This window comes from Paracoccus sp. S4493 (assembly GCF_000967735.1).
In the GTDB taxonomy this organism is placed as follows: domain Bacteria; phylum Pseudomonadota; class Alphaproteobacteria; order Rhodobacterales; family Rhodobacteraceae; genus Paracoccus; species Paracoccus marcusii.
The window spans coordinates 21,713-46,778 of sequence record NZ_JXYF01000056.1; the positions used below are offsets into that span (position 1 = coordinate 21,713).

Below are 25,066 nucleotides of genomic sequence, written 5' to 3' on the forward strand. Positions count from 1 at the left end.
GCGGAGGTCGTGATGGACCTCCGCGAAGACATCTCTCTGCTCCTGGCTAACGGCCATCCGGACGCCGGATACTATTCCGCGAAGCGAGTCCAGATCGAAGCGCGCCTCGTCCGGAGGCGCACGAGGCGCGCTTTAGCAGACGAGGCGCAGATCCTTTCCCTCGCTATCGGCGCGAACATCTCAGCCGAGAACGGTCGCGAACTTGATAAGACCTTGAAGGACATGCGTAATGGCTAAGTCGACCACCAACGTCCGCCTTGAGGTCAGCGCGAATGATCGCGCGTCTCCGCAGCTCCAGCGCATCAGCCGTGAGATCGACCGACTTTCTGACGAGGTTTCGGGATTCGACGCCTCTTCCGGGAAGGCGATCGATCGCTCTTTTGAGCGGATCACGCGCAACGCGGCCGCCGGCACCCGCGCGATCAAGCAACAGATGGCGCAGATGAGCGAGGTCATCGACGCGGGCAAGAAGACCCTGTCGTCGATGCAGACCGACCTCGCCGACGCGAACTCGAAGCTCCTCACGAACCGATCCTCCGTCGACGCGCTCAAGAGGCAGCGCGCGGACATGACGCGCGAGATGGACGCGAGCGCGGCCGAGATCGAGGCGCAGATCGCGAAGCGCAACAAGCAGCTTAAAAGCCTGGGCGGGCAGAGGCTGGGCGTCGATAACAAGCTGAAGGATGACGGCGCGGACGTGCCGGCTCTTGAGGCGAAGAAGCTTCAGATACGCAAAGACGCGGAGCGTATTCGCGCCGAGATCTCCGCGCTTCAGCAGAGCGCCGTGGCCGGCCGGGTCAAGGTCGACACGTCCGTCATCGATGACGAGATCAGCAAGCGAGGCGCCGAGATCAGGGCCCTGGAAGCTCAGGTTAAGCGGCTCGAGAAGGCCGTTCCGCGCAAGGTCCAGGATGTCGCGAGGCAGGAGACGCGTCTGTCGCAAGCCGGAGTCCTGGCCGGTGAGTTCGGCGAAAAGTCCGGCAAAGTGGATGATATCCGATCCGCATACGGCAAAGGGGGTGATCTGAGAGCCGCCGCGGCCGCGGCGGACATGGACAAGCTTGCTTCGGCCAACGGCAACGTTGAGCGCAGTTTCCGCCGTCAGGCGCTGTCCGCTTCGGACAGCGCTCGGGCCTTCAGCGCGATGCGCGGCCAGGTCGCTGGACTGATCAGCGCCTACGTCATCCTTGCCGGCGTCGTCGGAGAAGCGGCCAAGTCCGTCGAGACGTTCCGCAGCGTCCAGGCGTTCAACACGAAAATGAATTTCGTGAACGATGGGGATATTCGCCGGACGGGGGAGGATCTCGAATACGCACGTGAGATGGCGAACAGATTCGGCTTCGAGGTCCTCACGATCCAGGGCCAGATGTCCTCTTTCGCTATTGCGACAGATGCGGCCGGCATCTCGACATCCGACTTCAAAACGGCTTTTGAGGGCCTCCTGACGATCTCGCGCGGCACGAACTTGACCAACGAACAGTTTGGTCGCAGCGTCGTTGCGGTCACGCAGATGCTCTCGAAAGGCAAGGTCTCCTCCGAGGAGCTGCGTCAGCAGCTCGGCGATGCGATGCCGCAGGCTGTCAGCCTGTTCGCGGAGTCGATGGGCTACGCGGCCGACCAGATGGGGAAATTTTGGAAGGATTTGGAAGCCGGGAAGTTCGACGGGGACTCCGTCATCAAGTTTCTGAGCTTCGCTGGCGTGAAATACGCGTCCGCCGCGGACGAGGCCGCGAAGAGCTTTGAGGCGATCCTTGCCCGCTTCCGGAACACGCTGACCGCCGCCCGCGAAAGCTTCGCGAAGGCGGGACTGATCGATGGGCTTACCGCGTTCATGGACAGGTCCACGAAGTTTTTCGAGAGTGACGAGGGAAAGACGTTTTTCATCCAGCTCGGCGCTGCGGCAAAGAACGTTCTCGAGCTGACCGCATACCTTGTCGAAAATCTTGAGACGATCGCGAAGGTCCTTGCGGGTATCGTCATTTTCAAAGGCGGGGCCATGATCGGCGGCGCCTTCGCTGGCATCGCGACAAGCCTTGTCCTTGCTGGACGGGCGATGAAAGGCTTCAGCTTCGCGGGCATCGCCGCCGGCGCCGCTGCGGCCGCCGGGACGATGTCGAAGCTGGGCCGCGTTGGCGCGATCCTGTCGAAGGTCTTCCTGGGACTTCGGGTCCTTTCCGGCCCCGTCGGACTCGGACTGACAGCCTTGGCTCTAGTCATGCCCAAGGTTTTCGGATTTTTCGATGACGAGAAGGCGCAAGAGCAGATCGACGCCAACGAGCGTCTCTCGAACGTCGCATCGACGATCGGATCTATCCGAGCGGCCGCCATGGAGGCCCGCGGCGACTTGCAGGAGTTCCAGCGGCTGATCAAAGACATCGGCAGCCCCGAGGAGATCGAGAAGGCCCAATTTGACGCGATGGCCGAGAGCTACCGTCTTTACAAAGAGCTGGACGGATCGACGCGCTCGATCGAACTCGCGGCAGTCGTCGACGGCAAGGGCGAGGAGGCTATCAAGCCCATCAAAGACGCTATTTCCGGCCTCCTGGACGGGAGCCTGAAATATGACGCGCCTCGCGTCGGCGAGAGCGCGGCGAACTCGTTCCTCAAAGTCCTTGAGGATCTCCGCGAGAAGGAGTTGATTTCCGAGGAATACCTGCAGTTCCTGAAAGATAAGGGCAAAGCGTATGAGCTGAACGCTCTGAGCCTGGCTGATCTCAACAAGGTCCTCGAGGCGGTGAACGGCAACGAGGACGCCGCAAAAAAACTGCAGGGAGATTTCAGCGAGGACGTCAGCCTCGAGAACACGAAGCGCCTGACGGCGCTGAACGCGGCAATCGACAACTTGAAGTCGAAGATCGAAGATGACGGAGGGAAAAGCGCCCTCGCAAAGCGTTTCGAGGACATCGAGAAGGCCGCTGAGGACGCGCGCAAAAAGCTGGACGAGATGGGGAAAGCCCTCTCGCCGGAAGAGCATACGCGTCACCTGGCTGAGATCGGCCGCGCTTATCGCCAGCTCTCATCCGAGATCAACGCCTCGATCATCCAGACAGACGCGGCGGCGCGCGGTTTCAACGTGCAGATCGGCGCGATGTCTCAGTCTGTCGTCAGCCAGAACAACACGGTCACTCCAGGAACGCCCTACGCCGGCGCGAAAGGCAGTAACGATTTTCTTGATTTCATTGCCCAATCTGAAGGCACCGAAGGGCACGCGCGGGCGCGCGGCTACAACACCACGCTCGATTACGGTCGCTGGACCGGCGGTGAGCGTGATCTCACGTCAATGACGCTCGCGCAGATCCGCGACCTCCAGCGCTCGATGCTCTCTCACCAGGGAAACCTGGACAAATACGGCGATGGCAAAAACCGCGGATCGTCGGCTCTCGGACGCTATCAGATCGTCGGGAAGACGCTTCAGAGCCTGATGGACAAGCTGAACCTCGACCCGAACGCCAAGTTCGACGGGGCCATGCAGGACCGCCTGGCGATGGAGCTGGCGAACGGCCGTATGTCGCGTGGCGGAAACGTCGGCGACGAGTGGGAGGGTGTCAAGAAGCGCGGCGTCGAGCAGCAGGCGAGATCCCTTTACGCGTCGATCGGGCGCGGGCGCCAGGCTTCTGACGAGCAGATCTCGGCCGTTCAAGGCGTCCAGTCGTCCGCCTCCGGCCTCAACAAGGAGGCGATGGACGCGATCGCGAAGGTTGCGCTGAGCAACCCGTCTCTCAACAGCAACCGCGATTTCCATCTGGCGCTCTCTGAGCGCCGCTTCGAGGACGCGGCGAAGTTTCTGGAGGCTTTTGACAGGGAGGCGGCGGATAGGTTTCGCCAGCAGACTCGCGGCAACGTGGTCGAGCAGGACGCCAGCAAGCTGACGGACGTCGCGAGGCGTCACGTCGAGGCGCAGAACGAAATCATCGGCAACGCCGGTCAAGCCGCGCTGCAGGCGATCGCTGACGAGGATGAGCGCTGGCTGGCTGAGCAGCGCCGCGAGATCGAGGACGAGGCCCGCACGAGCGGCGTCGCTCTCGACCCCGAAGCGGCCCAGAAGCTTCTCGACAGCCGGGTCGCTCTCCGCCGGGCGAACCAGACCCGCGAGGCGGGACAGACGATCAGCGAACGGCAGAGCGAGCAGACCTACGAGGCGTCCACGATCGGTCTGAGCGATCGCGCGAAAGAGGAACTTCGCCTTCGCCGCGAGATCGATGAGGTCGCGCGCCGGACCGGCAACGTTCTGACAGAGGCGCAGAAGGCGCAGTATGTCACGAACGGCCTGCTGATCCACGACAGCAAGGCCCGCGCGGAGTCGCGCGAGACCGTTGACGGTCAGCTGCGCTCGGAGCGAGCCGGGATCGAGGTCGCGAAAGAGCGGTCGGCGATCGAACGGATCCGGATGGAGACCCTGAACGAGATCGCAGAGGCGGAGCGGAACGGAGCGATCTATTCGCAGTCAGACAAGGACCAGATGGTCGCGGCCAGGATCGACAGATACAAGGCCGAGACGCCCGGCTGGCAGATGGCGGAAACGGACGCCACGATCGACACCGCACCTCTCGAGGCTCAGCTCGCCTCCCTTAGGGCGAACCTCGAGGCCACAGACGATATCGGCCTCCAGGACGAGATCCGGAAAGAGATCCGCGCGACGACGGAAGAGCTGATGAAGCTCTACGAGGCCAAGAAACTGGCCTACGGCGTCGACACGGGACCTGAGGCTGTCGCCGCCATCGCGGCGATCCAGGCTCAGCAGAACGAGATCACGAAGTCCACCGAAGGCGTCTCGAACTACGGTCAGGCCGCCGCTCACTGGTCGGTTCAGGTCGGTGAGACGCTGTCTCAGGCCAGCGCGTCATTCGCTCAGGCCGTCAAGGAGGGTGAGAACCCCTGGCGGGCGCTTGCGAACTCCGTTCGCCAGTCTGTCGGTCAGATCCTGATCGACATCGGATCTATGATCATCAAGGCGGCCGTTGCGCAGCAGGTCATGAAGGCCCTCAATCTCGATCAGAACGGCATGCCCCAAGCCGGTTCCGGAGGGGGAGGCGGCGGCATTTTCGGGACGATCCTGACGGCGGGCTTCAACGCGATCACCGGCACCGGAGGCTTCAAACTTCCCGTCTTCCACGACGGCGGACGCCCTGAGGACGGCAGCAAGAGGAACATGAGCCTTTACGATGCAGTCTTTGGTTTGAAGCATGATGAAGTCCCGGCGATCCTTCAGACGGGAGAGAGGGTCCTCAGCCGCAAGGAGACGAAGCAGGTCGACAGCCTCCTGGGAGGCATCTCGTCGATCCAGCGTTACCACTCCGGCGGCCGCATCGGCAGCCTGCCCTCAAGCACGCCGAGCGTCAGCTCGATCTCCGGAGGGGTAGCTAAGATGGCCTCAGAGATCAGCGAAGCGAACGCCGGGAAGGAGATGAAATCGGGTGACGTCCTCAATTTCGTCGACAGCGAGTCCTTCATGAACGCCGCGCTCTCGGGTCGGCACGGTGCGCAGATGATCCTGAATGTCCTTTCGGCAGATCCGCAAAAGGCTAAAGCCGCCCTGGGGATCGCGTGATGAGGCAGATCCCCACAGGAAGCCCAGTCGCGATCCCCCTAATCGCGAACACTTCGGACAATCCGAAAGTCGAGTATGAGTTCAAGACCGACATCTTCCAGTCCGCGAATGGCACTGAGCACCGCTGCTCCCGCCGTTCGCGGCCGAGGATGATCGTAAAATTTTCCGGTCAGACGGCGACTCAGCAGCACGCTCAGCGCTTTCTGGATTTCGTCGACGGGGCGTCATCGACCGCGGTCGCGGTCCCGGACTTCATGAGGATGGGTCAGGGCGTCGCGGCGCGCGGCTCCAAGGTCTTCCGGATGCGCAAATCTCTCTGCGCCTGGCCGCCCGGCACGCTTGTCAGGATCTACGGCATGCACAGCCACGAGAGCGTCGTCGCGCGGGTCCTGTCGTTCGACCCGATCCTGTCGTCGATCCAGATCGACACCGAGATCAGCGAAGGCTTCCTTGACGGTGAGATCTGCAAGATCGAGTCCTGCGTATCGGGCGCCATTGACGGCATCGAGATGACCGTGAAAACGCGCGCTGCGTTGAAATTCGACATCGAGGCCCGTATTTACCCGCAAGAGATGGCATCGCAAACGGCTACCGTTGGCGTCTTCCCTCTCAAGCACGGCGCTTTCGAGCCGATGACCGTCTCCGCCTTCTTCCCGTCTAACAGACTGGATTACGGGACGGGCCCGGTCTTGGACTTCGAGGGTGAGGATAAAGCTCAGAGCGGCAGAAGGACCTATTCCCTCACGACGTCGCAGATGAGCCAAGAGGCGAAGGAGGGGTTGGTCTCATTCTTCCTCTCATGCCGAGGGCGAGCCAGAGACTTCACGGTCCCGGCGAGCCTCATACCGGGGGATTTTGGCGCGAGCCTCGTCCGCCACAGGTTCGCGTCGGACATCCTGTCCGTCGAGCATCTGACCGCAGACAAATGCGCGGCCTCGATCAAGATCGTCGAGGTCCTGGAGTGATGAGAAGCCATGCCGACCTTCGCCGAGATCGAGACGAGTAAAGACGGCGGGGTTCCGATCCTGCTCGTCATCGTCACGCATCTTGGCAAGCGATACAGATACTGCATCCACGAGACGAGCATCACCTTCGATGGCGAGGTCTACGAGAAGGTGGCGCTCCAAGTGAGCGACATCAAGAAGACGGCCATCCTGAAAAGCGATGACATCACGGTTACGCTGCCGAGAACGGTCGAGGTCGCGCAGCTTATCTTCCCGACTGTCACGCAGCACCCTATCCGTATCGAGGTCCGTCAGACGCATGAAGGCGCGAGCGATGCGCCTCTGCTCTTTTGGGGCCGCGTCGTTACCGGGGGGCTTACGAAGGACCGGAACTCCGTCACTCTGACCGCAAAGGACCTGTTTTTTCAGCGTGAGAAAGCCAACTCGCGCAGGAAGTTTCAGCCTGGCTGCCAGCTCCTCCTATACGGTCACAAGTGCCGCGCGAATGTCGCGCGGTCGATGGTCTACACCAAAGGCCAGGTCATCGCGGGGGCCCTTTATATCGACGTGACCGACCAAGGCACGGCCGGGACGAGTTTTCGAGGCAGAAACCTGGCGGTCACTGAGCAGCGTCAGTTTCTGGTCGGGTCATCGATCGTAATCGGAGACAAGCGATACGAGACAGAGCGTGCACCCACGCCCTCCGCAACTGCGGCTATGCCGCGCCGTTTTCGTTTCCACGTCAGCGCGTCGGACGTGAGCGAGATCTCCGCGTTTTACGCCTCTGTCCCCGCCGGGGATAATGTCGCCATCATCATCCCGAATTGCGAGCGCACTCTGACGTGCTGCGATGAGATCCATCGCAACCACCTGAATTTCGGCGGCCAGCCTTCGATCCCCTATGAAAATCCGGTGGGGAAAATCAACACATGAATTTCCTGGCTCAGATCGGCATCGGCTTCGCGACGCAGTTCATCGGTTATCTCTTCACGCCGAAGGGCGAGGAAACTGCGTCGAGAGAGCCTCGCGAGGAGGATCAGAAGATCCCCGTCGCCGAGCCCGGCCGTGTGATCGCGATCAGTTTCGGGACAGTAATCTCCAAGGACCCGGTCGTTCTCCACGCCAGTGAGCGCAGCATGAATATCAGATACGTGAAGGCGTCTAAGAAATGACGGATCTGTCGAAAATCATCGTGACGAAGGTTGACGTCAAAAGCGTCAACTTTTGCAAGACAGGGACGCATGAGTGGCTCCGTTTGAACGGCTTCTCATCGCGAGACATGCACGATGGTATCCCTGCCGACAGGATGATCGCCACGGGATGCTCCCTCGGGGCTGCCGTCGTCGCCGCAGCGATAGAGCGCTACGAACGCCAGAATGATGAGGTGACCGACGATGGGCGGTAAGGGCGGAAAGAAGGGGCAGCCGGTCCCGGACTGGCACATGACCCTCCATTACGGCATCGCTCTCGAGCCCTCCGACGCGCTTTTCGGGGTCCGGATCGGCGACAAGTTGGCGTGGCCGCCTGCCCAGGTGGACGAGGACGGATCAGTCGAGCGCTGCCCGTCCGGCATCGACTATCTCGCAATCAATCGCGGTCGCCCCATCTCTGAGGCGATCGATCCCGCGCATAAGGAGATCATGACATCGCAGCGCAATGAGCTGATCGATGAGCCTGACCTATTCGGGGGAGACGAGACCGGGGGCGGGGGCGTCCACGGCATCATGTCCTGGATGCCGGGCGCAGCGGATCAGGTGCCGCCGGCTTATGTTGACGAGAAGGCGGGATACGCACCGGGCAAGGGTCCTGGATACCGGGGCTTCAGTTCCGCATTTTTTACCGGCGCGCGGAAGACGCTGAAACTCCGTGACGCGATGGGACTGTTCATCGGCGTAAACAGCCTGCCGACGGCCTTCAAGAAGCGAGGCTTTCTGTGGTCGTCCAATAACCCGATCCAGCCCGGCCCCCAGTTCAGGCACATGCGTTACCCGCGCGCCAAACCGCTCAGTGACTGGTGCGACAGCGTTGCCGAAATGGGTGACGCGGCAGTCGTGTCTGAGAGAAATATCTTGATCATGCCCGGCCCGCTAGACCCTGCCAGGCGGGACAGCGACGGCGATCTCATGAGATCGGGCGGCGGCTTCCCACGAGCGAACCCGGCCGCGGTGCTCTATGAACTTTACGCGACTGGAGGATATGAGACGGAGCCGAACCACGAAGTCATGGACGCTGAGACCTTCCTGACCGGGGCTCGCATCTTCTCAAAAGAGGGCATCGGCATCTCGTCCCATGACGCGAACGTCCAGGGCTTCAACGCTGTCGCTGAGAAGATTTTCGCACACGCTGGCTGCAGGGTCATCCTCGATCGTCGCACCGGGCGCTACACGATGCGCGTCCTGCGCCATCAGAGCGTTTTCCAGTCTCTATGGTCCGGCCGACCCGCGCCGCGGCCGGAGATCAGCGATTTCGTCCTGACGCCATCGAACGGCAAGATCACCAGCGAGGTGAAGTCCAGGATGCCGTCTGAGCTGGTCTCTTCGCTGACCGTAAAGTTTACGGTCGACGAGACCGAAGAGACTGGCGTCGTCAACCTGATCTCCCAGGCAGCGATCGCGATCAGCGGCGGAGCGAACGACGAGTCTCGAGACTTCTCCATGTTCCGCGACAGCCAAGCGGCGATCACCGCGGGAAAGCGCGAGCTGGCGATGTCCTCGACGCCGATGGTGACGTTTGAGGCGTCGATGAGCCGCCACGCGTGGGACGTCTGCCTCTTTGACGTGATCTCTGTCGACTGGCCGAGCGAGCCGGCGATCCACGGCCGGCGGTTCCTCGTCGCTGAGATCTCCTATGGAGATGTCCGTGATCGGGAGATCGTCGCGAGCCTCGCCGAGTATGTCGCTGACGTCACGCATCCGGACGATGTCCAGATCTCGACCGTCGCTCAGGCGCCCCGCTACGGTTCGATGACCGTCGCTCCCAAGGTCGATTTTCATTACCCCACCCCGATGTCGGCGCCGATGCTGATCGCGTCCGGCGTGCCTATGGATGCAGTCCTGACGATGGACGATGAGGAGGTGACTGAGTTCGCACACCTCATTTCAGCGCAGTCCAATCTGGACGCGATCGAGGTCTTTCAGCATCCTCAGGGAACGCAGCCCGCCGACACCGGGACTTTCATCGAGCCGACCCCGCGCGCCGTGATGGTCGACTCTCTGCCTGGCGGCGAGGCGACCTCAAGCTTCGTTTTCTACGACCTGGATTTCGGCGCTCAGGCGGCGGACGTCGACGTCGGTGACAAGCTGATTTTCGTTCGTCGCGCAATCCCCGGCGTCACCAATAACCCGATCGTCGACGTCTTCCAGTCCGGAAATTCTGGCGTCCTTTCTATCTCCGGAGACGCGCGCAAATACGCGCTGAACGAAAGCTCGGAGTCGATCACCTCGGCAGTCGGCAGCGCCGCGCTGGCGCTCGATCCTGAATCCGATACGCACGCGTCGGGCTACGGCCTTCGCCCGTATTACTGCGAAGAGATCGCGATCATCACGGACGTCGATCGGGAGACCGGCGTGGTGACGATCAAGCGCGGGATCCACGACACGTCGCCCGCGCAGATCAGCGCGGGGACGTCCATCGTCTACCACCTGAAGCGCGGCTCTCCGGTCCTCTCCGCCGGCGAGATGGCCGTCGTTTCGGGCGGGAGCCAAGCGACCGTTCTGCGCCCCGTGAACGCCGGTCAGCCTTCGAAGAAGCGCGTCAACGGCGCGCTGATCAACCCCGTCCGCAGTCTCGGATACAGCCGCGCGACGCTGCCCGCGCGGCCGGGCGCCGCGACGATTTCGGCGAACGGGCAGACGGTCTCGTTCGCGGCCGGCAAGTTGGTTCTCGAAGAGCCTGCCCCGGTCACGCTGACCTGGTCTCCGCGCAACCGGATGCTCGATGACGCGGTTCCCGCGGCGTGGGATCAGGGCCCAGTGACGCCGGAAGAGGAAGCTCTCTACTACGTCCGCCTCTTCCGCCGGATCCGCGCAAGGAAGGGCCGCCAGCTCACCCAGAATAACCCTTATCTCGGCATCATCATGCAGGGCATCCCGTCGACGTCGAACCTCGTGAAGACCTATCGGGGCATCGCCGAGACAACGTTCACGATCCCCGTGGAGGACATACTTATGGATATGTCAGATCCAAACTCCATGCGTGGATCGGGCAATTATAGCGCGCCGACAGACATTTTTGGCGGCGCGGCATACGCGGTCGAGATCGGAACTTACCGCGGCGAAATCAGCGCGAATGCATCTGCGCCCGCAAGCTTTCAAAATCCCATCCTGTTGTTCGATGTCGCCGTGGACGCGACGGGTTACGGCCTCGCATACGGAAAAGATTATGGCGGTCAATAAGATGCGAATTTGATGCCAAAGTTTCTGCACGAATGTCTCCCTTGAAACTTGATATGAACGGATCGCGAGAATGTCTTCAAAGCAGATGATCGGCCTGGGACTGGCCGCTGAATGGCCGCTCGGTGAAGACGGCTGGAATACCGGCATGGACGAAAACCTGCTGCGCCTGTCGGCGCTCGTTGGTCTGTCCGTGCCGTCCGTCACGTCCCCTCTCGTCGAAGCCGCCACCGTTCAGATCGCTCCCGTTGGACATGCCAACGCTGGTCGGATCGGTGCTTTCAAGGATGGCGCATGGTGGTGGTTCCAGCCGCTCCAAGGGATGAGAGCGCATGTCCGTGATGTGGGCCGGAGTTACGTCTACAGCGGGACCTCGTGGGTCCCGGCGAGCGAGCTTCACAGCTACTCCGTCAACGCTGCGGTCGTCGGAAATTACGTCATCTCGGAGGCAGACTTTCTGGTCGGTGCGTCGATAATCGTCACGTCGGACACTGACGTGACCGTGACGATCCCGGCCTCTTCGGGGCAGGTTTCGGCTGGATCGGATCTCGATCGTCGGCCGGTCACGATCGTCCAGAGAGGAGAGGGGAGGGTTACGATCACGGGTGAGGCCGGGGTCGTCGTCGAGTCCGCGGATGATCATTTCACGACACGCAAGAGGAGTTCGGGATGCTCGATCATGCCCGTGTCGACCTCGGAGTATATCCTGCTCGGAGACCTCGCCGAATGATCATCCCGGGCGCGCTCATCAGACGGAAAGTCGCTGGAGGCGGCGGGCCGGGTCCGGGGCCGGATCCTGAGGTCAATGTTTTGCAGGCGTCAACGATCGTCATCAGCCGAGAATACGGCGGACCGAAAGACGTCGCCGTCGTGCCCTTCACGCTTCTGACCGCGGTCAGGAATAGCCCGGCGTTGTCGATCACCCCGAAGGCAAACTTGTCGATCCTCGAGATCCTCGCCCTCAAAGAGCAAGACCGGGCTTCGGCATCTCCGAAGCACAACGCGGCCCAAGTCGGCCTGACCGCAGTCCGAAACTACGACCCCTACACACAGTCGTTCACGATCGCCCGCGCCCGGGTCATCATCATTTCCTAAAAGGAGCCCGTCATGGCTACCGTCTTTTTCGATGACTTCCGCGCCTACCCGACCCCCGCTGACATGATCTCCAACGCGGGTCTCGGTGGGCCCTACACGAGCGGCAACTCGAACTGGAGTTTCTACTCCCCCGCGTTCGTTCAGATACCGTCCCTAGCTCCCGGTAGGCCGAATGAGATCGGCTTTGATTTCGGAGGTAACTCATCAGACCTATACAGCTTCACGACGAAGTTCGCTCAGTCTCCGATGCAAGATTTCTGTTTCTCCTTCCTTATCGGAGGAAAGGCCGCGAACAGCGCTCCGAACATGATGGTAATTTTCGGAAATGAGGGTCTTTCAGACCTGTCTCTTTCCACTCTGCCAGGAGTTGCTATCGTCGTGAACGGATCCTCGTTCACGGTTTCCTACCGGATCAGAAACTCCACGACCAGCACGACGGTGAACCAGCTCGAACTGGCGACGGGCCCCACTCTCAAGGTCGGTGAGGCTTATCACATCAACGGCAAGATCTCCCACACCGCCGCCCAAGCGAGGCTGATCCTCTACATCAATGGGGTGAAGTATATCGACGTCACGTATGACCGTGACCGCATCGACAACGGTCTTCAGTCGATGGCGTTTGATCGGGTAACCCTTGGCGGCGTGTCATCCTCTGCAACCTTGAGGTCGACCTACAGAAACCTGACCTTCTACTCTGAGGATGCGAACACGCCGTTCCCGTCCAGACCCTTCCGCGCTGACGATCTCGAGCCGACTGCCGGGCAGGGTTATGACGCGCTCCGAATGGTCAACGGGCAGGCCAATGACGCCTCAGCAGTGACCATCAACCCTGGCGGACAGTTGGTTGGGACATTCGACGACCTTCCGACAGACGGTGGTGAGGTTAAAGCCCTCTATGTGCGTTCGCGGCATTTCGGCTCCGGCGGACTTGCGCCTTCCGAGCTGGACATCGAGATCCGTAACGCAGCGGGCCAGGTCGTAAGATCTGTGAACTCTGTCGTCGCGTCCGGCGTCGGAGGCGTATCTAAAAAGGCGATCGTCCCGGTGACCACGAAGGCGGACATCGACGGCCTGACCTTCCGTCTTTCTGCGAGGAGCTAAGAGCATGGCAATCATCGACGCTGACGATTTCAGGATGACCACGAGCCTTCCGCTGCTGGCCTATAACTGGCCGGTTTTCATCAGCGGGACGCCGCTCTACAACTCGAACGGTGGACGCATCGTCATCGCCCCGAATGGCGGGGCGATGGTTCGTCGCATGAAGAAGATGAGCCGTTTCTGTATCCGGTTCCTGCTAGTGACAGTTAACGGGACGATTAACTCGTCGAGGGATCTCATTAAGGTCAACCTCAACCCGGCAGAGATGCCGTCCTCATCCCCCTCTGTTTCTTCGGACACGAACCCTTCGTTCGAGTTGCGGATCAGGGCCGGCAGCGTATTCATCGCCCGTCGAGCCTATGACGCGGCCGGTAACCCGGTCGCGCAGACGCAGTCCGTCGCCGCGATCAGCCCTGGCTTCACGCCGGTGTCGAACGGCACGGCTCTCGTCGAGATGATGATCGACGAGACCGGCCCCACATCGAACGTGACGCTTGTCATCAACGGCTCGGAGGTGCTTTCGGCTGACTATCCGAGAGCGATCGGCGCGCACGCGTGTGACAAGGGCTACGGCTATCTCGGCGTCTCCGCCGGCGGCGGGTCCGGCATGATCGGGAGGATCGCAGACCTGGCGGTCTACACGCCAGAAGCCCCGACGATGTTCCCCATGGGAGAAAGGTTCTTCACGAACCTCGTCATATCAACGTCGTCGGAAACGGTGACCAGCGAGCTGGTCAAGGACGTCCCTGATGTGACCGGCATCACCGGGACAGCTATCGGGGTGGTGACGATGGTTCACGCCGATATCAACGGTGGGGCGTCTGTCGCGAACCTTGTCGTTGAGCAGATCGCGCCCGACGGGAGCGTCCACTCTTCGACGTCAGCGCGCATCGCCGCAGGCTTCCCGTCCGAGTCGATCCTGACGGCATCTGCAGAGCTGACCCAGGACCAAATCAACGCCATGCGCATCAGATACAAGGTGGAGAGATGAGCATCATCGTGAGGCCGCAGGTCAACGTCAACGCTGGCGACCTGGCGTTCTGCCCCGTCACCAACCGCGCCGGCTTTTTCAAAAGGTCCGGCCTGTCCGGAGACGAGATCGAGGTCGTCGACAATGGCGTCTACATCGTCGCCGTCATGGGCGCTGAGGCGCTCTACGTCGAGCAGCAGCTCTACATCTCGACGATCGGTGCGCCAACAACCGAGGTGACCTCAAGGCCGCTCGGGGTGATCAGGGCAGTGATGGATCATGACAACAGAACCGCTTCTGTCGAGATCAACGCTTAATCAGCATCGGACGCCGCGAATACGGTGGCGTTCGATTGAAAAATAACGCATCGACCCGGATTATAGGAGGGAACAAAGGGCGAACATAGGTTTCGTCATGGACGGGACCCTCCTATGCACGGCATCTTCCGCATCATCGCTCATCACACCGGCGGCGCGCATATCGCGAATGCGACTGATCTGGCCGCTTATCATGACCTGATCCAGGGCGACGGTTCCGTCGTTGCGGGAAAGTTCCCGATCTCCGCAAATGCGGGAAAGATCATTGGGAATAACTACGCGAAGCACACCGCCCAACTGAATAGCGGATCGCTCGGGGTTTCGCTTTGCGCGATGAAAGGGGGCCTCTGGAGCGATCCGTTCTCATGTCCCTACTTCCCGACCCTGACGCAGGCTGACGCTCTCGTTGATCAGGCTGCGCGCCGCTGCATCGAATACGGGATCGACGTCACCCGCGAAGAGGTCCTGAGTCACGGGGAGGTGCAGATCACCCTGAAGGTGAAGCAGAAGCAGAAGTGGGACTTCGACTACTGCATCTGGCGGATCACCAAATCTCGTGACCCTATCTACCTCGGCGACGCGTTCAGGGAGCGCGTCAAGGACGCGATCATGCGTCTGCGCTCGTCGATCATCACGCCGCCCAAGCCCTCCCTCATCCGCACGACACAGATGCCCCTCACGCGCCGCGGCGCGACGGGGATGCACGTGCGCGCTCTGCAGAGCGCCCTGGGCCTGAAGGTCGACGGCGTCTTCGGTCCCAAGACGGAGGACGCGGTCCGCGCCTTCCAACGCAAATCCCAGCTCGTCCCGGACGGCATCGTCGGCCGGATGACGTGGACCGCCCTCCAGCTTTAAGGAAATGAGATGATCCAGATCCTCAACGACAACGCGCCCGCTCTCACCTCCATCTTTGCGACTTTGATGACCATTCTGATCCTGCGCATCGAAGCCGGGCTCAAGGCAAGGAACGGCAAGCAAACCGAAGCCCTCGACAGGCAGACGCTGCAGAGCGCTCTCCAGACCGGAGCCGAGCTGGCCGTCGCCGTTGCGCGCAAAGACGGCAAAGCGATCGCGGCCGCGTCAGAAGACCTGATCGCCATCGTCCTCGGCCACGTGCGAGATGGCAGCCCCGACGCGCTGAAGGGCATCCCGCAGGCTCAGGGCCAGGTCCTGAAGAACCTCGCGACCGTCGCCCTGCAGCGCCAGATCGACAAGTCTCTGGTCATCGAAGGGGCAATCTCGCCCTCAGGCATCGTCGAGCTGGCCGGCGCGGCCGGCCAGCTCACCAACGCGATCGTCAGGAAATAAGATGTCGGAAGGCGATGACAAGAAGAGGGGGATGATCCCCGGCGCCCAGTTCTTTCTGGACAGGCTCTGGATATGGGCGACGGGAATCTTCTTCTCGATGATCGGTATTGTCGGCCTATCGATTTTCACCCCGATCGGCACGAACCTCGTCAAGATCTGGAGCGCGCCCGCGACGCTGAGCGCGGTCCAGATGGATCTCACGAAGCTCAGAACGGAGATCAACGCGGTCACCGGTGACAACAGGGTCATCCGGCAAACGCCGGGGCTGAGCTATGTGACGGAGCCAGTTCACGTCGGAGAGCCGGTGGTCCTGAACCTGGTCGCAGAAAGAACGCAGCTCGGCGCAAATTGCGTCCTGATGTCCGCACAGAGCCTGTTCACGGAGAGCGGCGGGGTCATCACGCCGGGATCTCCCGTAATCCCTGCGAGACAGATCGGCGAGGAGCAAACGAGGATGAGGATCCTGATCACGCCACCTGATAATCTCCAGCCTGGGCGCGTCGAACTCTATCTCGCTCTCGAATATGAGTGTGAAGGGCGTCGCGTCATGGATAAGACAGATACCGTCGTCTATTCCCTGATGCCGGCCAAATAGGAAGGACCGGCCGCGGCTATCGCCGGACCGGTCCAATTCCAACCAACCTTCTCAGATCGAGAAGAGTGGGTTACCAGCCCACACACCGTAACCTAGTCTCTTCGATAAAATTTGCAAGAGTCGGGAAGCCTAAAAAGCTTATTATTCGCGCGTGCTTGGCTTTATTTTCACTGATCAAACGGCATCGAATTCGGCTCCGTCAACGGCGACCGAGCTTCCTGATATGAATGCTGTGATTTCCCTCATTGCGGGCCTTAGAAGCTGGTCGATCGCTTGATGTGTGACGCCCTCATCAGCCGCGATGTCTTTTAGTTTATACCCCTCCAGGCGCTTCAGGACGCATCGCCGCTTGCGCTCAGACAGGCTCTTAAACGCCTCGACGACGCGCTCCTGGAGCCTCCGGCTGTCGATGACGTCCTCGATGTCGTCAACCTCGTCAATGACGTCCTCGAAGTCGGATGAGACCATCTCGCGGTCGCTCGCCGCCGCGTAGTGCTGCCGTGAGACGATCCCGATGAAGCCGCCGATTGTCATCCCCGATCCTGGTCGGAACCGCCTGATCGCCTTCAGGGCGAGGATCGAAGCCTCGCTCATACAATCGCCGAAATCCTGGCCGTCACTGATCGCTTTCGACTTTCGATAAAGCCGTGACGCGACTTTCGCGATCAGCGGGTCGTATCGTCGGAGAAGTTCCGCCTCAGACCTCGATTGCTGATTTCCGCCTTGCAGCATGGCGATAAGTTCGAGGTCCGTCAGATGCTTCATGCTGTCCCGCCCTGTTCCATGAGGAACAGATAGTGAACATAAAAGAGAAAGTCGATGATTCTCTGTCGTATTTGATCCATAAAGAAGTTAAAAAAGCGTCGATCATCCTTCGTTGTCTGAGAAGCGTTTCACAGGTATCATATAGGCATCCCTAAGAAAGGTGTGACGATGATCGATATCCTTGGCGGTTATGAGGATCCCTATGCTGACGGGGAGTATCTCGAGGCAGACGACATGCCGATCGAGATGGTCCTGGCGGACATGCGGCTCGGTGAGATCGTCGAGCGGGACGGCGAGATGTGGACGCTGATCTCTCGGCCGCCGATGAACGTCGAGAAAAAGATCCTGTCGGGCAAGCCGAGAGAGAGGGACGAGTTCCGGAAGCTCGCCGCCGTGCCGATGCGCCTGGCGCACGCGACCTGCGAAGACGCTATCCTCTACCCGATCAGCATGATCCACAGGTCGGCGCCCTGGATGCGAGAAGTGACGACGATTTTCATGAACGACCTCCTCGCGAACCTCGAGCAGGGGCAGCCGTGGCATCACATCCAGCCGACGATCATCCTCGGCCCGCCGGGCTGCGGCAAGACCACCTACGCTCATGACGTAGCGAGGCTCCTCGGCATGACCTGCGCCAGGATGGACGGGACGTCGATGGGTGCCGGCTTCGAGATCTCCGGCCTCGACGTGTCTTGGGGAAGTTCTCAGGCGGGCATGCCGGTAAGGACGATGGTCAGCAACAGGTCCGCGAACCCGATGATCATCATTGACGAGATCGAGAAGGCGTCTTCCTACAGTCAGCAGCACCGCGGAGACACGATGAGCGCGCTGATGCCGCTCCTCGAACCGGCGACCGCGGAGGCGTGGAGGTGCCCCTATCTGGACGCTGAGGTCATCATGAGCCGCGTGTCGTTCCTGATGATCGCCAACGACATCAGGCCGCTCAGCGGGCCGCTCATGGACCGCTGTCGCGTGATCGAGGTGAGATCCCCGACCGGCGCTGAGCTTGAAGCATACGTGAAAGAGAAGATCGGCAGCATCGCGGCACCTTCGGTGCTGGATGCAGCCTTGGGGGTGATGAGAAAGAAGGGTTCCAGTCTTCGGTCTGCGCAGCGTCTGTGTCAGCGGATTGAACAGGCGACGAGGGATGCGGAAAGGAAGATGCGGTCTCACTGAGCCCGGATTTGTCAACGACCCCCCAAAATGTCAACAAGTGTCAACAAGGGTCGTTGACACGTTTTTTCCAACCAGGCTTGGCAAAAACACACTTTGTCAACGTGTCAACAAGGAAATGAGAAAGAGTAGTAAGGAAAAAGGAAGAAGCCTTACTGTCATATCCTCCTCCTGTTTTCTTATAGAGCCAACTGCTCGAAATCCCAAAACCCGTTGACAAACAACGTAAGCAACTGATTTGGAATGATAAAAACGTCAACGAGGGTCGTTGACACTTGTTGACACGGGCCAGATGGCGTTGACAAATCATTCCAACCCTTTGTTTTTAATAAGTATATCGCCGGGAGGGGGTCGTTGACATTTCCGGGGGGCTGTTGACAGACGACCCAATAAGAAGGCCCGGCGAGAGCCGGGCCGCTTTTCATACGAAAATTTACAGAAGGGTCGGCATCATGTCCTGCATGCACGAACCGTATAACCCGGCCGATCCGGAGGATCGCCGGAGAGTCATCGCGAGTGCTGTAGCGAGCCAGCGCGTCGAAGGGCTGGAACTTGACGATGAGAGCCTGGCTGACCTGGAGAAATTCGTTTCCGGGGCGATGTCTTTGAGCGACGTGAAAAAGAGTGCCTTAGCGCGTTTCACCGCGCCAGACCCGACCTGATTATCTCAGACGGGCTGAAGGTCGCCGGAGAACGGCAGCAAAGCCTGTCCGTAGTGTTCTCTTGTCATGACGATCTTCCGCCTCAAGCCGGCAACGGCGTCCTCAAGCTCGCGCAGGATGCGCAGCTGCATCATCTCGGAGATGTCGTCATCGTAGGTCGTCCTGGACAGGACGGCCATGTCGACCAGCGCGTCGATTAACGGCGGTGAGAACGGCTTGTCCCTCATCGTCATGATCATCGAGATCTCTCGCTCAAGCGCCGTGTCTCCGCGTCCCAGCTTGTCTGCGACCGAAACGTATACCTCATACGCAGCGTCGTGTGCCTGCTGCAGCTCCTGCCTGACGACGTAACCAGCCGCCTCCACCTGATCTCTCATGTCATTTTCCAATCTGCGCGATGCTGAAAAGCATTTGTGCGCAGATACGTCGTTATTCAATAGTCATCCGCGATGTCTTTCATGCGCGACCCTCGTCGATCAGCGTGAGGATCGCCCGCAACATCTTCTCGTGCTGCACGTCACCGGTGGCCGACCATCTCCCCAACGTGGCCCGGGTCACGCCGACGCGCGGGGCCAGGGCGTAAATCGTCATGTGATGCCTCGAAAGAAAGCTTCTCAGAACTTCTGAGATCTCGCGCGGATCGCTGATCGGTGGGTCGTGCCGAGCCCCATCTCCCATCACGTGCACCTCCTGCCTTTTCGGCATCGTAGGACACAATCGCGCGCTGAAAAAGAGCCGAACGCAAGCAGCCACCAGGATGCTGATACCCCATTCCAGGCACTAATACGGAGCGAGTGGCGATTTTTCAACGCACAATTTTAACAAAACACCATCTTTTTTGTTGCGCGATGCCAAATGATAGCTATCTGAGAGGTATCCACCAACCGAACCAGAGAAGAAGACCATGAAAAGCAAATTCCACTCTAGCGAGATAGACGCCGTCGATATCGAGGCAGAGATGACCTCTATCGAGACGAAGATGCTCCAGATCGTTGCCCGTCTCGGCAGGCTTCAGGCGATGACGATCCTGCCGCGGCACGAACCGCTCGTCCTCCGCGCTCAGTCTATCGTCAGGACGTCCCGCGCCTTGTCAGACGAAGTCGAAAGCATCTGCCACGAGCTGAACGTCGACATCGAACCCGAAGCCGAAAATGGCGTGGAAGAGCCTCCGATCGAGTTCTTCAACTTCGGCCCTCGTGTCGTCGGCAGGACGGCTACCGGAAATCAGATCCTGAGCAGGGATCCGGAGCAGGAAGCCTTTGTGAGCGCGCTGGCGGAAAGCATCGAGAAAGACATCCCGATGATGCCTTACGGCATGCCGATGCACTGCAAAATCTGAACTCAAGAAGATCCGGGCCCGCTGCGGGCCCGGGATACCGACCACCAACCGACCAGCAAAAATCAGATCAAGGAATACCGACATGACCAACGACATCACGATCTCCCGCGAAGCGGCAGTAGCGATCTGCACGGACCTCCTTTCGGGACTGATATCCGGCGAGCTGCCGGCGCGCTTCGAGAAGGCTTTCAGGGCTTGCCCGCCGCGCGCAGCACGCAGCCTCTCCAGCCTTCTCATCTCTGTCGATGGTGCCGTTTTCGCGCCCGCATACATCGGCGAGCCGGAGAGCGATCTGCGCAACATCAAGGCGCATTTCGCCTCGACAATGGGATCCATCGGGAACCCCTTCGATCCCCGAGTTCAGATCGTCATATCCGCATACACGAAGGCCGCGATCCTCTGCGACGAGGACATCATCACGTCCTACGAAGAAGTGAGGATCGCAGCGTGAGAGACGCAGTCAGTCCCGTAAACAGGAAAGGGATCCGGTCGAAAGACCGGGTCCGTGACCTCGGGGAGGTTTTCACTCAGCCCCGAGAAGTTGACGCGATGATAAAACTTGTCGTCGACGGGATGATAGAAAATGGGGAAGGGCCCGGCGAGATCGTCCACTCCACATGGCTCGAGCCGACGTGCGGAAACGGAAATTTCCTGTGGGCGATCCTTGAGCTGAAGGCTCGCGCGATCGAACAGGAAAATCACGAAACCCCGCACGGCGTAGATCTTAGCATCCGTCTTCTTCAGGCGATCTCATCGATCTCAGCCATCGATATCAGCCCAGAGAACGTAGGCGAAGCGCACGTCCGAATTCTCCGTCATGCGATCGGCTGGCACCTCTATCTGACAGGCTCTGAGCCTGGAAAGCAGTGGGCGATCACATGCTACGACATCATCAAGCACAAGATCGTCGTTGGGGACTTCCTGAACCGCTGCGGCGTCCTGCACGAAGTCCACGTCTCTGATGACGGTGTGATCGTCATCAAGCCTCACGATTTCACCACCCTTCATCCCGGAATCAAAAAGGCCCCCAAAAAGGCCAAAAGAAAGGCCAGGAACGATGTGTAGCCGCATGGACCGCCACGATCTGCTCCGGTCGCTTGAGCAGAGCCTGATGGGCTCAAGCCCCCCTGAGGGCGTCGCCTATTCGATCGAACAGGACGCCAACGGCGTCCTCGTGACCGCGATCTATGACGCCGACCGCGGATACACAGACGAGCCCTGGTCGTGCCTCGATATCCCGAACCATTCGACGTCAGGCATCGAGAACTCGGGTCGCGGGACGATCTACAGCTGGGTCAGATATCTGACCAACTGAAACGAAGTTCGGGGGAACTCCGCGCCGGCCGGACGCCGGAAAAAAACGAAAAGAGAGACAAGATGTCAAACTTCAAGATGAACGGTTTCCAGCACCCCCTACTCGACCAGAACCTCGGCACCGTCGCACTGGCGGTGAGCGTCGAAGGCGCCCTCCTGTCTATCGCGGCGACGATGATGCAGGCAGTCATCGACGAGACGGTCAAGCCTGACCTCGCGATCGAGGGGCTCCCTCAAAGGCTCATGATGGCCCTCGGGGCAGTCGAGGAGGCCGTGGAGCACTACTCTGAGGCGATGGACGAAGCGGAGGAGGAGGCCCGCTTCGAGATCACCGAAGAGGGTCAGGAGGCCCTGTGTCGCCATGCCGTTTCTGAGAGCCAGGATCGCTCCAACTATCAGCGTGCCCGGTCTGCGCCTGTAAGTGAGATCATCCGCATCGTCCCCGGCGTGAAGCCTGCCGAATTTACGCCAGAAGAGGCCAAGGAGTTTGAGAACTGCCTGTCCTTTCTGGGGGCTCCTGGAACTCTCCATCCTATCTTCGAGCCGGGCACGATGCTGACTGCCAGAGGCGTCGATCCGATCACGGCTTCCGAGCTGGCACAGGAGCTGGAGATCCGCTTCACGTTGATCCTTGATGCTGTCGCCTTTTTCGGGGTTCCTGCAATCAGGATTGAGGACGGCAAAATCTTCTACGACCGCGAGGAGGTGATGAACGTTCTCCGGGAAGCGGGTCTTGGTGATCTCATCGACCGTAGACAGAAGACCAAAGTCAAATTTCTCTGTGAGGACGCCTACTCTCATGGGTTTGATGGCGACCGCGTCTACGAAGGCGAGATCTCAAAAGCCCTTTGTGGCAACAAGGAAAAGCTTTCCGCCGTCCTGCAGCGCATAGTCCCGGTCGCCGATTTCGAAGGTGAGGCGATCTACTCCACCAATGATGTGGTGCGTGGTCTTCTCGCCGTTTCGATCGATATGGATGAAGCCCTCCCTGGGCGCCCCCCCTATTTCAATCCCAGCAAGAAGCTGAGATCCTTTACCTCTGGGATGGTATCCGTAAACGACCTCGCAAAGAAGCTCGGCTTGGGCTTCACGACGGTCAAAGACGCTCTTGATGATGGAGGGGTTCCGGCTCTCGCCTTCAGCGACGGCAAGGCGTTCTACAGCCTTGAGGTGGCCATGGCCGCGCTTCGCAAGAGCCCCATCGGTGATGTTATCGCCCGCCGAGAAAAGCGTGACTGACCTGCCTCCGGGCCCCGCCAGGGGCCCGGAAACCCACACCCCCATCAGCAGAAGTCAGGACAAGCCATGAACACCCTCCCGCAAACTCTCTCATCTAATCACCCAAATTCTATCAACGGAGCGCGGATGTGCCTCCTGGAAGGGCTACAGGATCGCGATCTACCTGAGGTATTCTATTTCGTTTACTGCCGAGACGTTCACCGCGCTCAGAGGTCTTTCGAGTGTCTTATTTCCAAGATTCAGGGAATGTCCTTCGGTCTGGGTGACGTATCCCCGTGGTTTATGATGGCGAGGTTACGCGAGTTATTTCACTACGCAGTTCGTGAGATCGGGGATATTCGGGACCCGCGCATCGCCGAGCTTGTCGACATCTTTATCGAGGTTGCCGTGGAGATCGATCCGGACTTCCTGGCCAACTTTGACCACTCTGGTCTGCGCTCATTCGAAGAGCGGACAGGGTTGAACGAAGAGAGGGAAATCAAAGAGGTAATCCAACGGATAAAGAGAGGCCCCTATGATTTTTGAGCGGCCTCCTCAGGCGCACCACGTTTCACTTATGGCGTATGACACATCCAATCTTCAAATAGGATTACCTTGATACGCTTCGATGTGGTATACTCCTGGTAATTACACCCATCGAAGGGGTCATCATGACCAGGCAAAGCCTTATCTCGTCCATTTGTGGCGCAGCTGCCGTTGGCTGCCTTGTGATCGGCATGGGTCATATCATGCACCAGAGCAGTCTCGGTGCGGGTCTTCAGCCGGGCAAAACCGTCTCCGTCCTCGTCACGTATGGTATCCTGACGATCGTTTTTTGCATGGTGGGAAATCACGGCGTTTTCGCGACCTGTTGCGCCGTCGTGTGCGGCCTCGTCGCAATGATCGCCAGGGCAGCTCTTATCGTCCTTGGTATCCCGCTCCTCATCATCGCGATCGCCTCCTTCGTCATGGGAATGGGAGTTGGCGTCGAAAACCCCATGCTGATCGTCCTGGCCCTGATCGCATTTCTGGCCGCCCCCACTTTCATTTTCTAATGGACGGACCGATGGACTGGGACGAGGAAGGCTTTGCGGAAGCCGCGGTAGATTTCGGCCGTGATTTTTACGAGTTCAGAAATAGCGGGAAGATGAGCCCTGTTCCTGAGCATGCTGTCCGCATCGCTTTTGCGATGCGCGAGATCGAGAAGGCCAAGGAAAACGTGGGGGAGATCAGGCTGTCTCATCCTGGCGACGAGATCAGAGCTATCGGGCCGCTCAGGCTGATCTCAGAGGAAGCGCACCAGCGCATCTCATCCGTTGCTCTCGAGTTCGACGACTGTGAGAGCCCCTTTTTCATCATCTCCGCTCAGATGATCATCTCGTCGATCCTGAGCCGGATCTACGGCTACGACGATCATGACGCGATCGTCATGGAAGATCTCGCTTCCGTATCCTGTTCCGTAAGCCTTTTTGATCTTGGAGGCATGAAGCCCGAGCAGAAAGGTAATCTCTCGCTGGAATTCGGGTTCGATATCAGCAGACACGATGATCCGGAGAGCAGAAATGTCCGAGCGATATTGTCTGAGGCCGATGAAGGGAGAGCCAGGATCGAGGTGACAAGAGAGATCGAAAGGATCCACCTGTCGAAGGCTTCCGTCGGGGACAAGTAAAAGGCCGCCCTTGGGGGCGGCCTTCTCAATTCTGGTCATTGGTCTCTCTGATCGAAATCACCCGCCAAGGGCGTTTTTGATCGAGCTATCGATGTCCCTGACCTGCATAAACATCCTGAGCGGCTGAGACTCCATCGGCTCAAATCCGAACTGCGTGTAGATCGCAATCCGGTTCCGGACCTTCACGTCATCACCGCAGTCCAGAACGTCAAGCATGACGATCGCAAGGCCCATCTCTTTTGATGCTCTCTTGATCGAATAGAGCGCGTCGACGAGGAGATCCTGGCCGATGCTCTGCCCCCTATACCTTTCATCACGACCGATCATCGAGATGAAAGCCGTGGGGATAGACCCGTGTGACGGCGCCGTCCTGGAGAACTTTTTGGGAAGGTCCTTATAGTCCGTAGCGTGAGCGTTCAGCGCGTAAAATCCCAGCAGATCGCCCTGCCGGTTCACCATAACTCGGACACGGATGTTGTCCGACCGGTCAAGTTTTCCGGCGGTTTTGTGGAAAAAGTTGTCTACTTGCTGGACGCCGCAAGAAAAGCCGGCGCGATTATGTGTGGCGTTAAGATTTTCGGTGAAAAACTCGTTTTCTTGTTCTTGTGCAGGCTCGGGTGCATCGGCTTTTCCCCCCCCCCCCGGGGGGGGCCCCCCCCC

General features: G+C 59.7%; 29 protein-coding genes. 25 read left to right on the forward strand and 4 right to left on the reverse strand.

Going from position 1 to position 25,066, the window contains the following annotated elements; translation table 11 throughout:
• Positions 1–12 precede the first annotated feature (12 nt).
• The 15 genes from TW83_RS09980 to TW83_RS10050 all read left to right on the forward strand — a co-directional run bounded on the left by TW83_RS09980 (position 13) and on the right by TW83_RS10050 (position 16,266).
• Positions 13–237 carry a hypothetical protein gene (locus TW83_RS09980; protein WP_045982624.1) on the forward strand — a complete coding sequence of 75 codons (225 nt, stop codon included), beginning with the start codon at positions 13–15 and terminating at the stop codon, positions 235–237.
• A complete protein-coding gene (locus TW83_RS09985; protein ID WP_045982625.1) occupies positions 230–5,548 on the forward strand; it encodes a tape measure protein in 5,319 nt (1,772 codons plus the stop codon). Before TW83_RS09980 ends, TW83_RS09985 begins: the two co-directional genes overlap by 8 nt.
• A complete protein-coding gene (locus TW83_RS09990) occupies positions 5,548–6,513 on the forward strand; it encodes a hypothetical protein (protein WP_045982626.1) in 966 nt (321 codons plus the stop codon). Before TW83_RS09985 ends, TW83_RS09990 begins: the two co-directional genes overlap by 1 nt.
• A gap of 9 nt (positions 6,514–6,522) precedes the next feature.
• On the forward strand, positions 6,523–7,425 hold the full coding sequence (locus TW83_RS09995; RefSeq protein WP_045982627.1) for a phage BR0599 family protein: 903 nt from the start codon (positions 6,523–6,525) through the stop codon (positions 7,423–7,425).
• Positions 7,422–7,664, forward strand: coding sequence for a hypothetical protein (locus TW83_RS10000; RefSeq protein WP_045982628.1), 243 nt, complete (start codon positions 7,422–7,424; stop codon positions 7,662–7,664). The genes TW83_RS09995 and TW83_RS10000 overlap by 4 nt, the downstream gene beginning before the upstream one ends.
• Positions 7,661–7,897 carry a hypothetical protein gene (locus TW83_RS10005; protein WP_045982629.1) on the forward strand — a complete coding sequence of 79 codons (237 nt, stop codon included), beginning with the start codon at positions 7,661–7,663 and terminating at the stop codon, positions 7,895–7,897. Before TW83_RS10000 ends, TW83_RS10005 begins: the two co-directional genes overlap by 4 nt.
• Before the next feature lie 37 nt (positions 7,898–7,934).
• Positions 7,935–10,886: a hypothetical protein gene (locus tag TW83_RS10010; RefSeq protein WP_162198038.1), complete on the forward strand. Its 2,952-nt coding sequence runs from the start codon at positions 7,935–7,937 to the stop codon at positions 10,884–10,886.
• A gap of 70 nt (positions 10,887–10,956) precedes the next feature.
• Complete coding sequence (locus TW83_RS10015) at positions 10,957–11,613, forward strand: DUF2793 domain-containing protein (protein WP_045982631.1); 657 nt, start codon at positions 10,957–10,959, stop codon at positions 11,611–11,613.
• Positions 11,610–11,978, forward strand: a complete 369-nt coding sequence (locus tag TW83_RS10020; RefSeq protein ID WP_045982632.1) for a hypothetical protein — start codon at positions 11,610–11,612, stop codon at positions 11,976–11,978. Before TW83_RS10015 ends, TW83_RS10020 begins: the two co-directional genes overlap by 4 nt.
• Positions 11,979–11,990: 12 nt before the next feature.
• On the forward strand, positions 11,991–13,079 hold the full coding sequence (locus tag TW83_RS10025) for a hypothetical protein (RefSeq protein WP_045982633.1): 1,089 nt from the start codon (positions 11,991–11,993) through the stop codon (positions 13,077–13,079).
• A 4-nt stretch (positions 13,080–13,083) separates the two neighbouring features.
• On the forward strand, positions 13,084–14,067 hold the full coding sequence (locus TW83_RS10030; RefSeq protein ID WP_045982634.1) for a hypothetical protein: 984 nt from the start codon (positions 13,084–13,086) through the stop codon (positions 14,065–14,067).
• A complete protein-coding gene (locus TW83_RS10035; RefSeq protein ID WP_045982635.1) occupies positions 14,064–14,363 on the forward strand; it encodes a hypothetical protein in 300 nt (99 codons plus the stop codon). Before TW83_RS10030 ends, TW83_RS10035 begins: the two co-directional genes overlap by 4 nt.
• 114 nt (positions 14,364–14,477) lie before the next feature.
• Positions 14,478–15,218 carry a peptidoglycan-binding domain-containing protein gene (locus tag TW83_RS21820; protein ID WP_052714827.1) on the forward strand — a complete coding sequence of 247 codons (741 nt, stop codon included), beginning with the start codon at positions 14,478–14,480 and terminating at the stop codon, positions 15,216–15,218.
• Positions 15,219–15,227: 9 nt separating this feature from the next.
• Positions 15,228–15,671: a hypothetical protein gene (locus tag TW83_RS10045; RefSeq protein ID WP_045982636.1), complete on the forward strand. Its 444-nt coding sequence runs from the start codon at positions 15,228–15,230 to the stop codon at positions 15,669–15,671.
• Position 15,672: 1 nt separating this feature from the next.
• The gene (locus TW83_RS10050; protein ID WP_045982637.1) at positions 15,673–16,266 is read left to right on the forward strand and encodes a hypothetical protein; all 594 of its coding nucleotides are present in this window, start codon (positions 15,673–15,675) and stop codon (positions 16,264–16,266) included.
• Between the two features lie 174 nt (positions 16,267–16,440).
• Here the strand turns inward: TW83_RS10050 and TW83_RS10055 are convergent, their stop codons facing one another.
• Positions 16,441–17,031, reverse strand: a complete 591-nt coding sequence (locus TW83_RS10055; RefSeq protein WP_045982638.1) for a sigma-70 family RNA polymerase sigma factor — start codon at positions 17,029–17,031, stop codon at positions 16,441–16,443.
• Between the two features lie 168 nt (positions 17,032–17,199).
• Between TW83_RS10055 and TW83_RS19365 the strand changes: the two genes are divergently transcribed.
• Together TW83_RS19365 and TW83_RS10065 are read left to right on the forward strand one after the other, a co-directional pair.
• Positions 17,200–18,207, forward strand: coding sequence for an AAA family ATPase (locus tag TW83_RS19365; protein WP_052714828.1), 1,008 nt, complete (start codon positions 17,200–17,202; stop codon positions 18,205–18,207).
• 449 nt (positions 18,208–18,656) lie between these two features.
• Complete coding sequence (locus tag TW83_RS10065; protein ID WP_045982639.1) at positions 18,657–18,866, forward strand: antitoxin VbhA family protein; 210 nt, start codon at positions 18,657–18,659, stop codon at positions 18,864–18,866.
• Between the two features lie 5 nt (positions 18,867–18,871).
• Here the strand turns inward: TW83_RS10065 and TW83_RS10070 are convergent, their stop codons facing one another.
• Positions 18,872–19,243, reverse strand: a complete 372-nt coding sequence (locus tag TW83_RS10070) for a hypothetical protein (RefSeq protein WP_045982640.1) — start codon at positions 19,241–19,243, stop codon at positions 18,872–18,874.
• Between the two features lie 79 nt (positions 19,244–19,322).
• Positions 19,323–19,457 (reverse strand): hypothetical protein, encoded by a 135-nt coding sequence (locus TW83_RS22250; RefSeq protein WP_255352781.1) that lies wholly within the window; start codon positions 19,455–19,457, stop codon positions 19,323–19,325.
• A gap of 313 nt (positions 19,458–19,770) precedes the next feature.
• On the opposite strand from TW83_RS22250, the gene TW83_RS10080 reads away from it, so the two are divergent.
• The 8 genes from TW83_RS10080 to TW83_RS10115 all read left to right on the forward strand — a co-directional run bounded on the left by TW83_RS10080 (position 19,771) and on the right by TW83_RS10115 (position 24,406).
• On the forward strand, positions 19,771–20,205 hold the full coding sequence (locus tag TW83_RS10080) for a hypothetical protein (protein WP_045982642.1): 435 nt from the start codon (positions 19,771–19,773) through the stop codon (positions 20,203–20,205).
• A gap of 82 nt (positions 20,206–20,287) precedes the next feature.
• Complete coding sequence (locus tag TW83_RS10085) at positions 20,288–20,656, forward strand: hypothetical protein (protein WP_045982643.1); 369 nt, start codon at positions 20,288–20,290, stop codon at positions 20,654–20,656.
• Positions 20,653–21,270, forward strand: a complete 618-nt coding sequence (locus TW83_RS19370) for a hypothetical protein (protein WP_052714829.1) — start codon at positions 20,653–20,655, stop codon at positions 21,268–21,270. The genes TW83_RS10085 and TW83_RS19370 overlap by 4 nt, the downstream gene beginning before the upstream one ends.
• Positions 21,263–21,520 carry a hypothetical protein gene (locus tag TW83_RS10095; RefSeq protein ID WP_157001498.1) on the forward strand — a complete coding sequence of 86 codons (258 nt, stop codon included), beginning with the start codon at positions 21,263–21,265 and terminating at the stop codon, positions 21,518–21,520. Before TW83_RS19370 ends, TW83_RS10095 begins: the two co-directional genes overlap by 8 nt.
• Positions 21,521–21,582: 62 nt before the next feature.
• Positions 21,583–22,758 (forward strand): hypothetical protein, encoded by a 1,176-nt coding sequence (locus tag TW83_RS10100; protein WP_045982645.1) that lies wholly within the window; start codon positions 21,583–21,585, stop codon positions 22,756–22,758.
• A gap of 246 nt (positions 22,759–23,004) precedes the next feature.
• Positions 23,005–23,283, forward strand: coding sequence for a hypothetical protein (locus TW83_RS10105; protein ID WP_157001501.1), 279 nt, complete (start codon positions 23,005–23,007; stop codon positions 23,281–23,283).
• A gap of 125 nt (positions 23,284–23,408) precedes the next feature.
• The gene (locus tag TW83_RS10110) at positions 23,409–23,792 is read left to right on the forward strand and encodes a hypothetical protein (RefSeq protein WP_045982647.1); all 384 of its coding nucleotides are present in this window, start codon (positions 23,409–23,411) and stop codon (positions 23,790–23,792) included.
• An 11-nt stretch (positions 23,793–23,803) separates the two neighbouring features.
• Positions 23,804–24,406 (forward strand): hypothetical protein, encoded by a 603-nt coding sequence (locus TW83_RS10115; protein WP_045982648.1) that lies wholly within the window; start codon positions 23,804–23,806, stop codon positions 24,404–24,406.
• Positions 24,407–24,463: 57 nt separating this feature from the next.
• On the opposite strand, the gene TW83_RS21110 is transcribed toward TW83_RS10115, so the two are convergent.
• A partial coding sequence (locus TW83_RS21110; protein ID WP_204245743.1) for a hypothetical protein occupies positions 24,464–25,066 on the reverse strand: 603 nt, incomplete at its 5' end.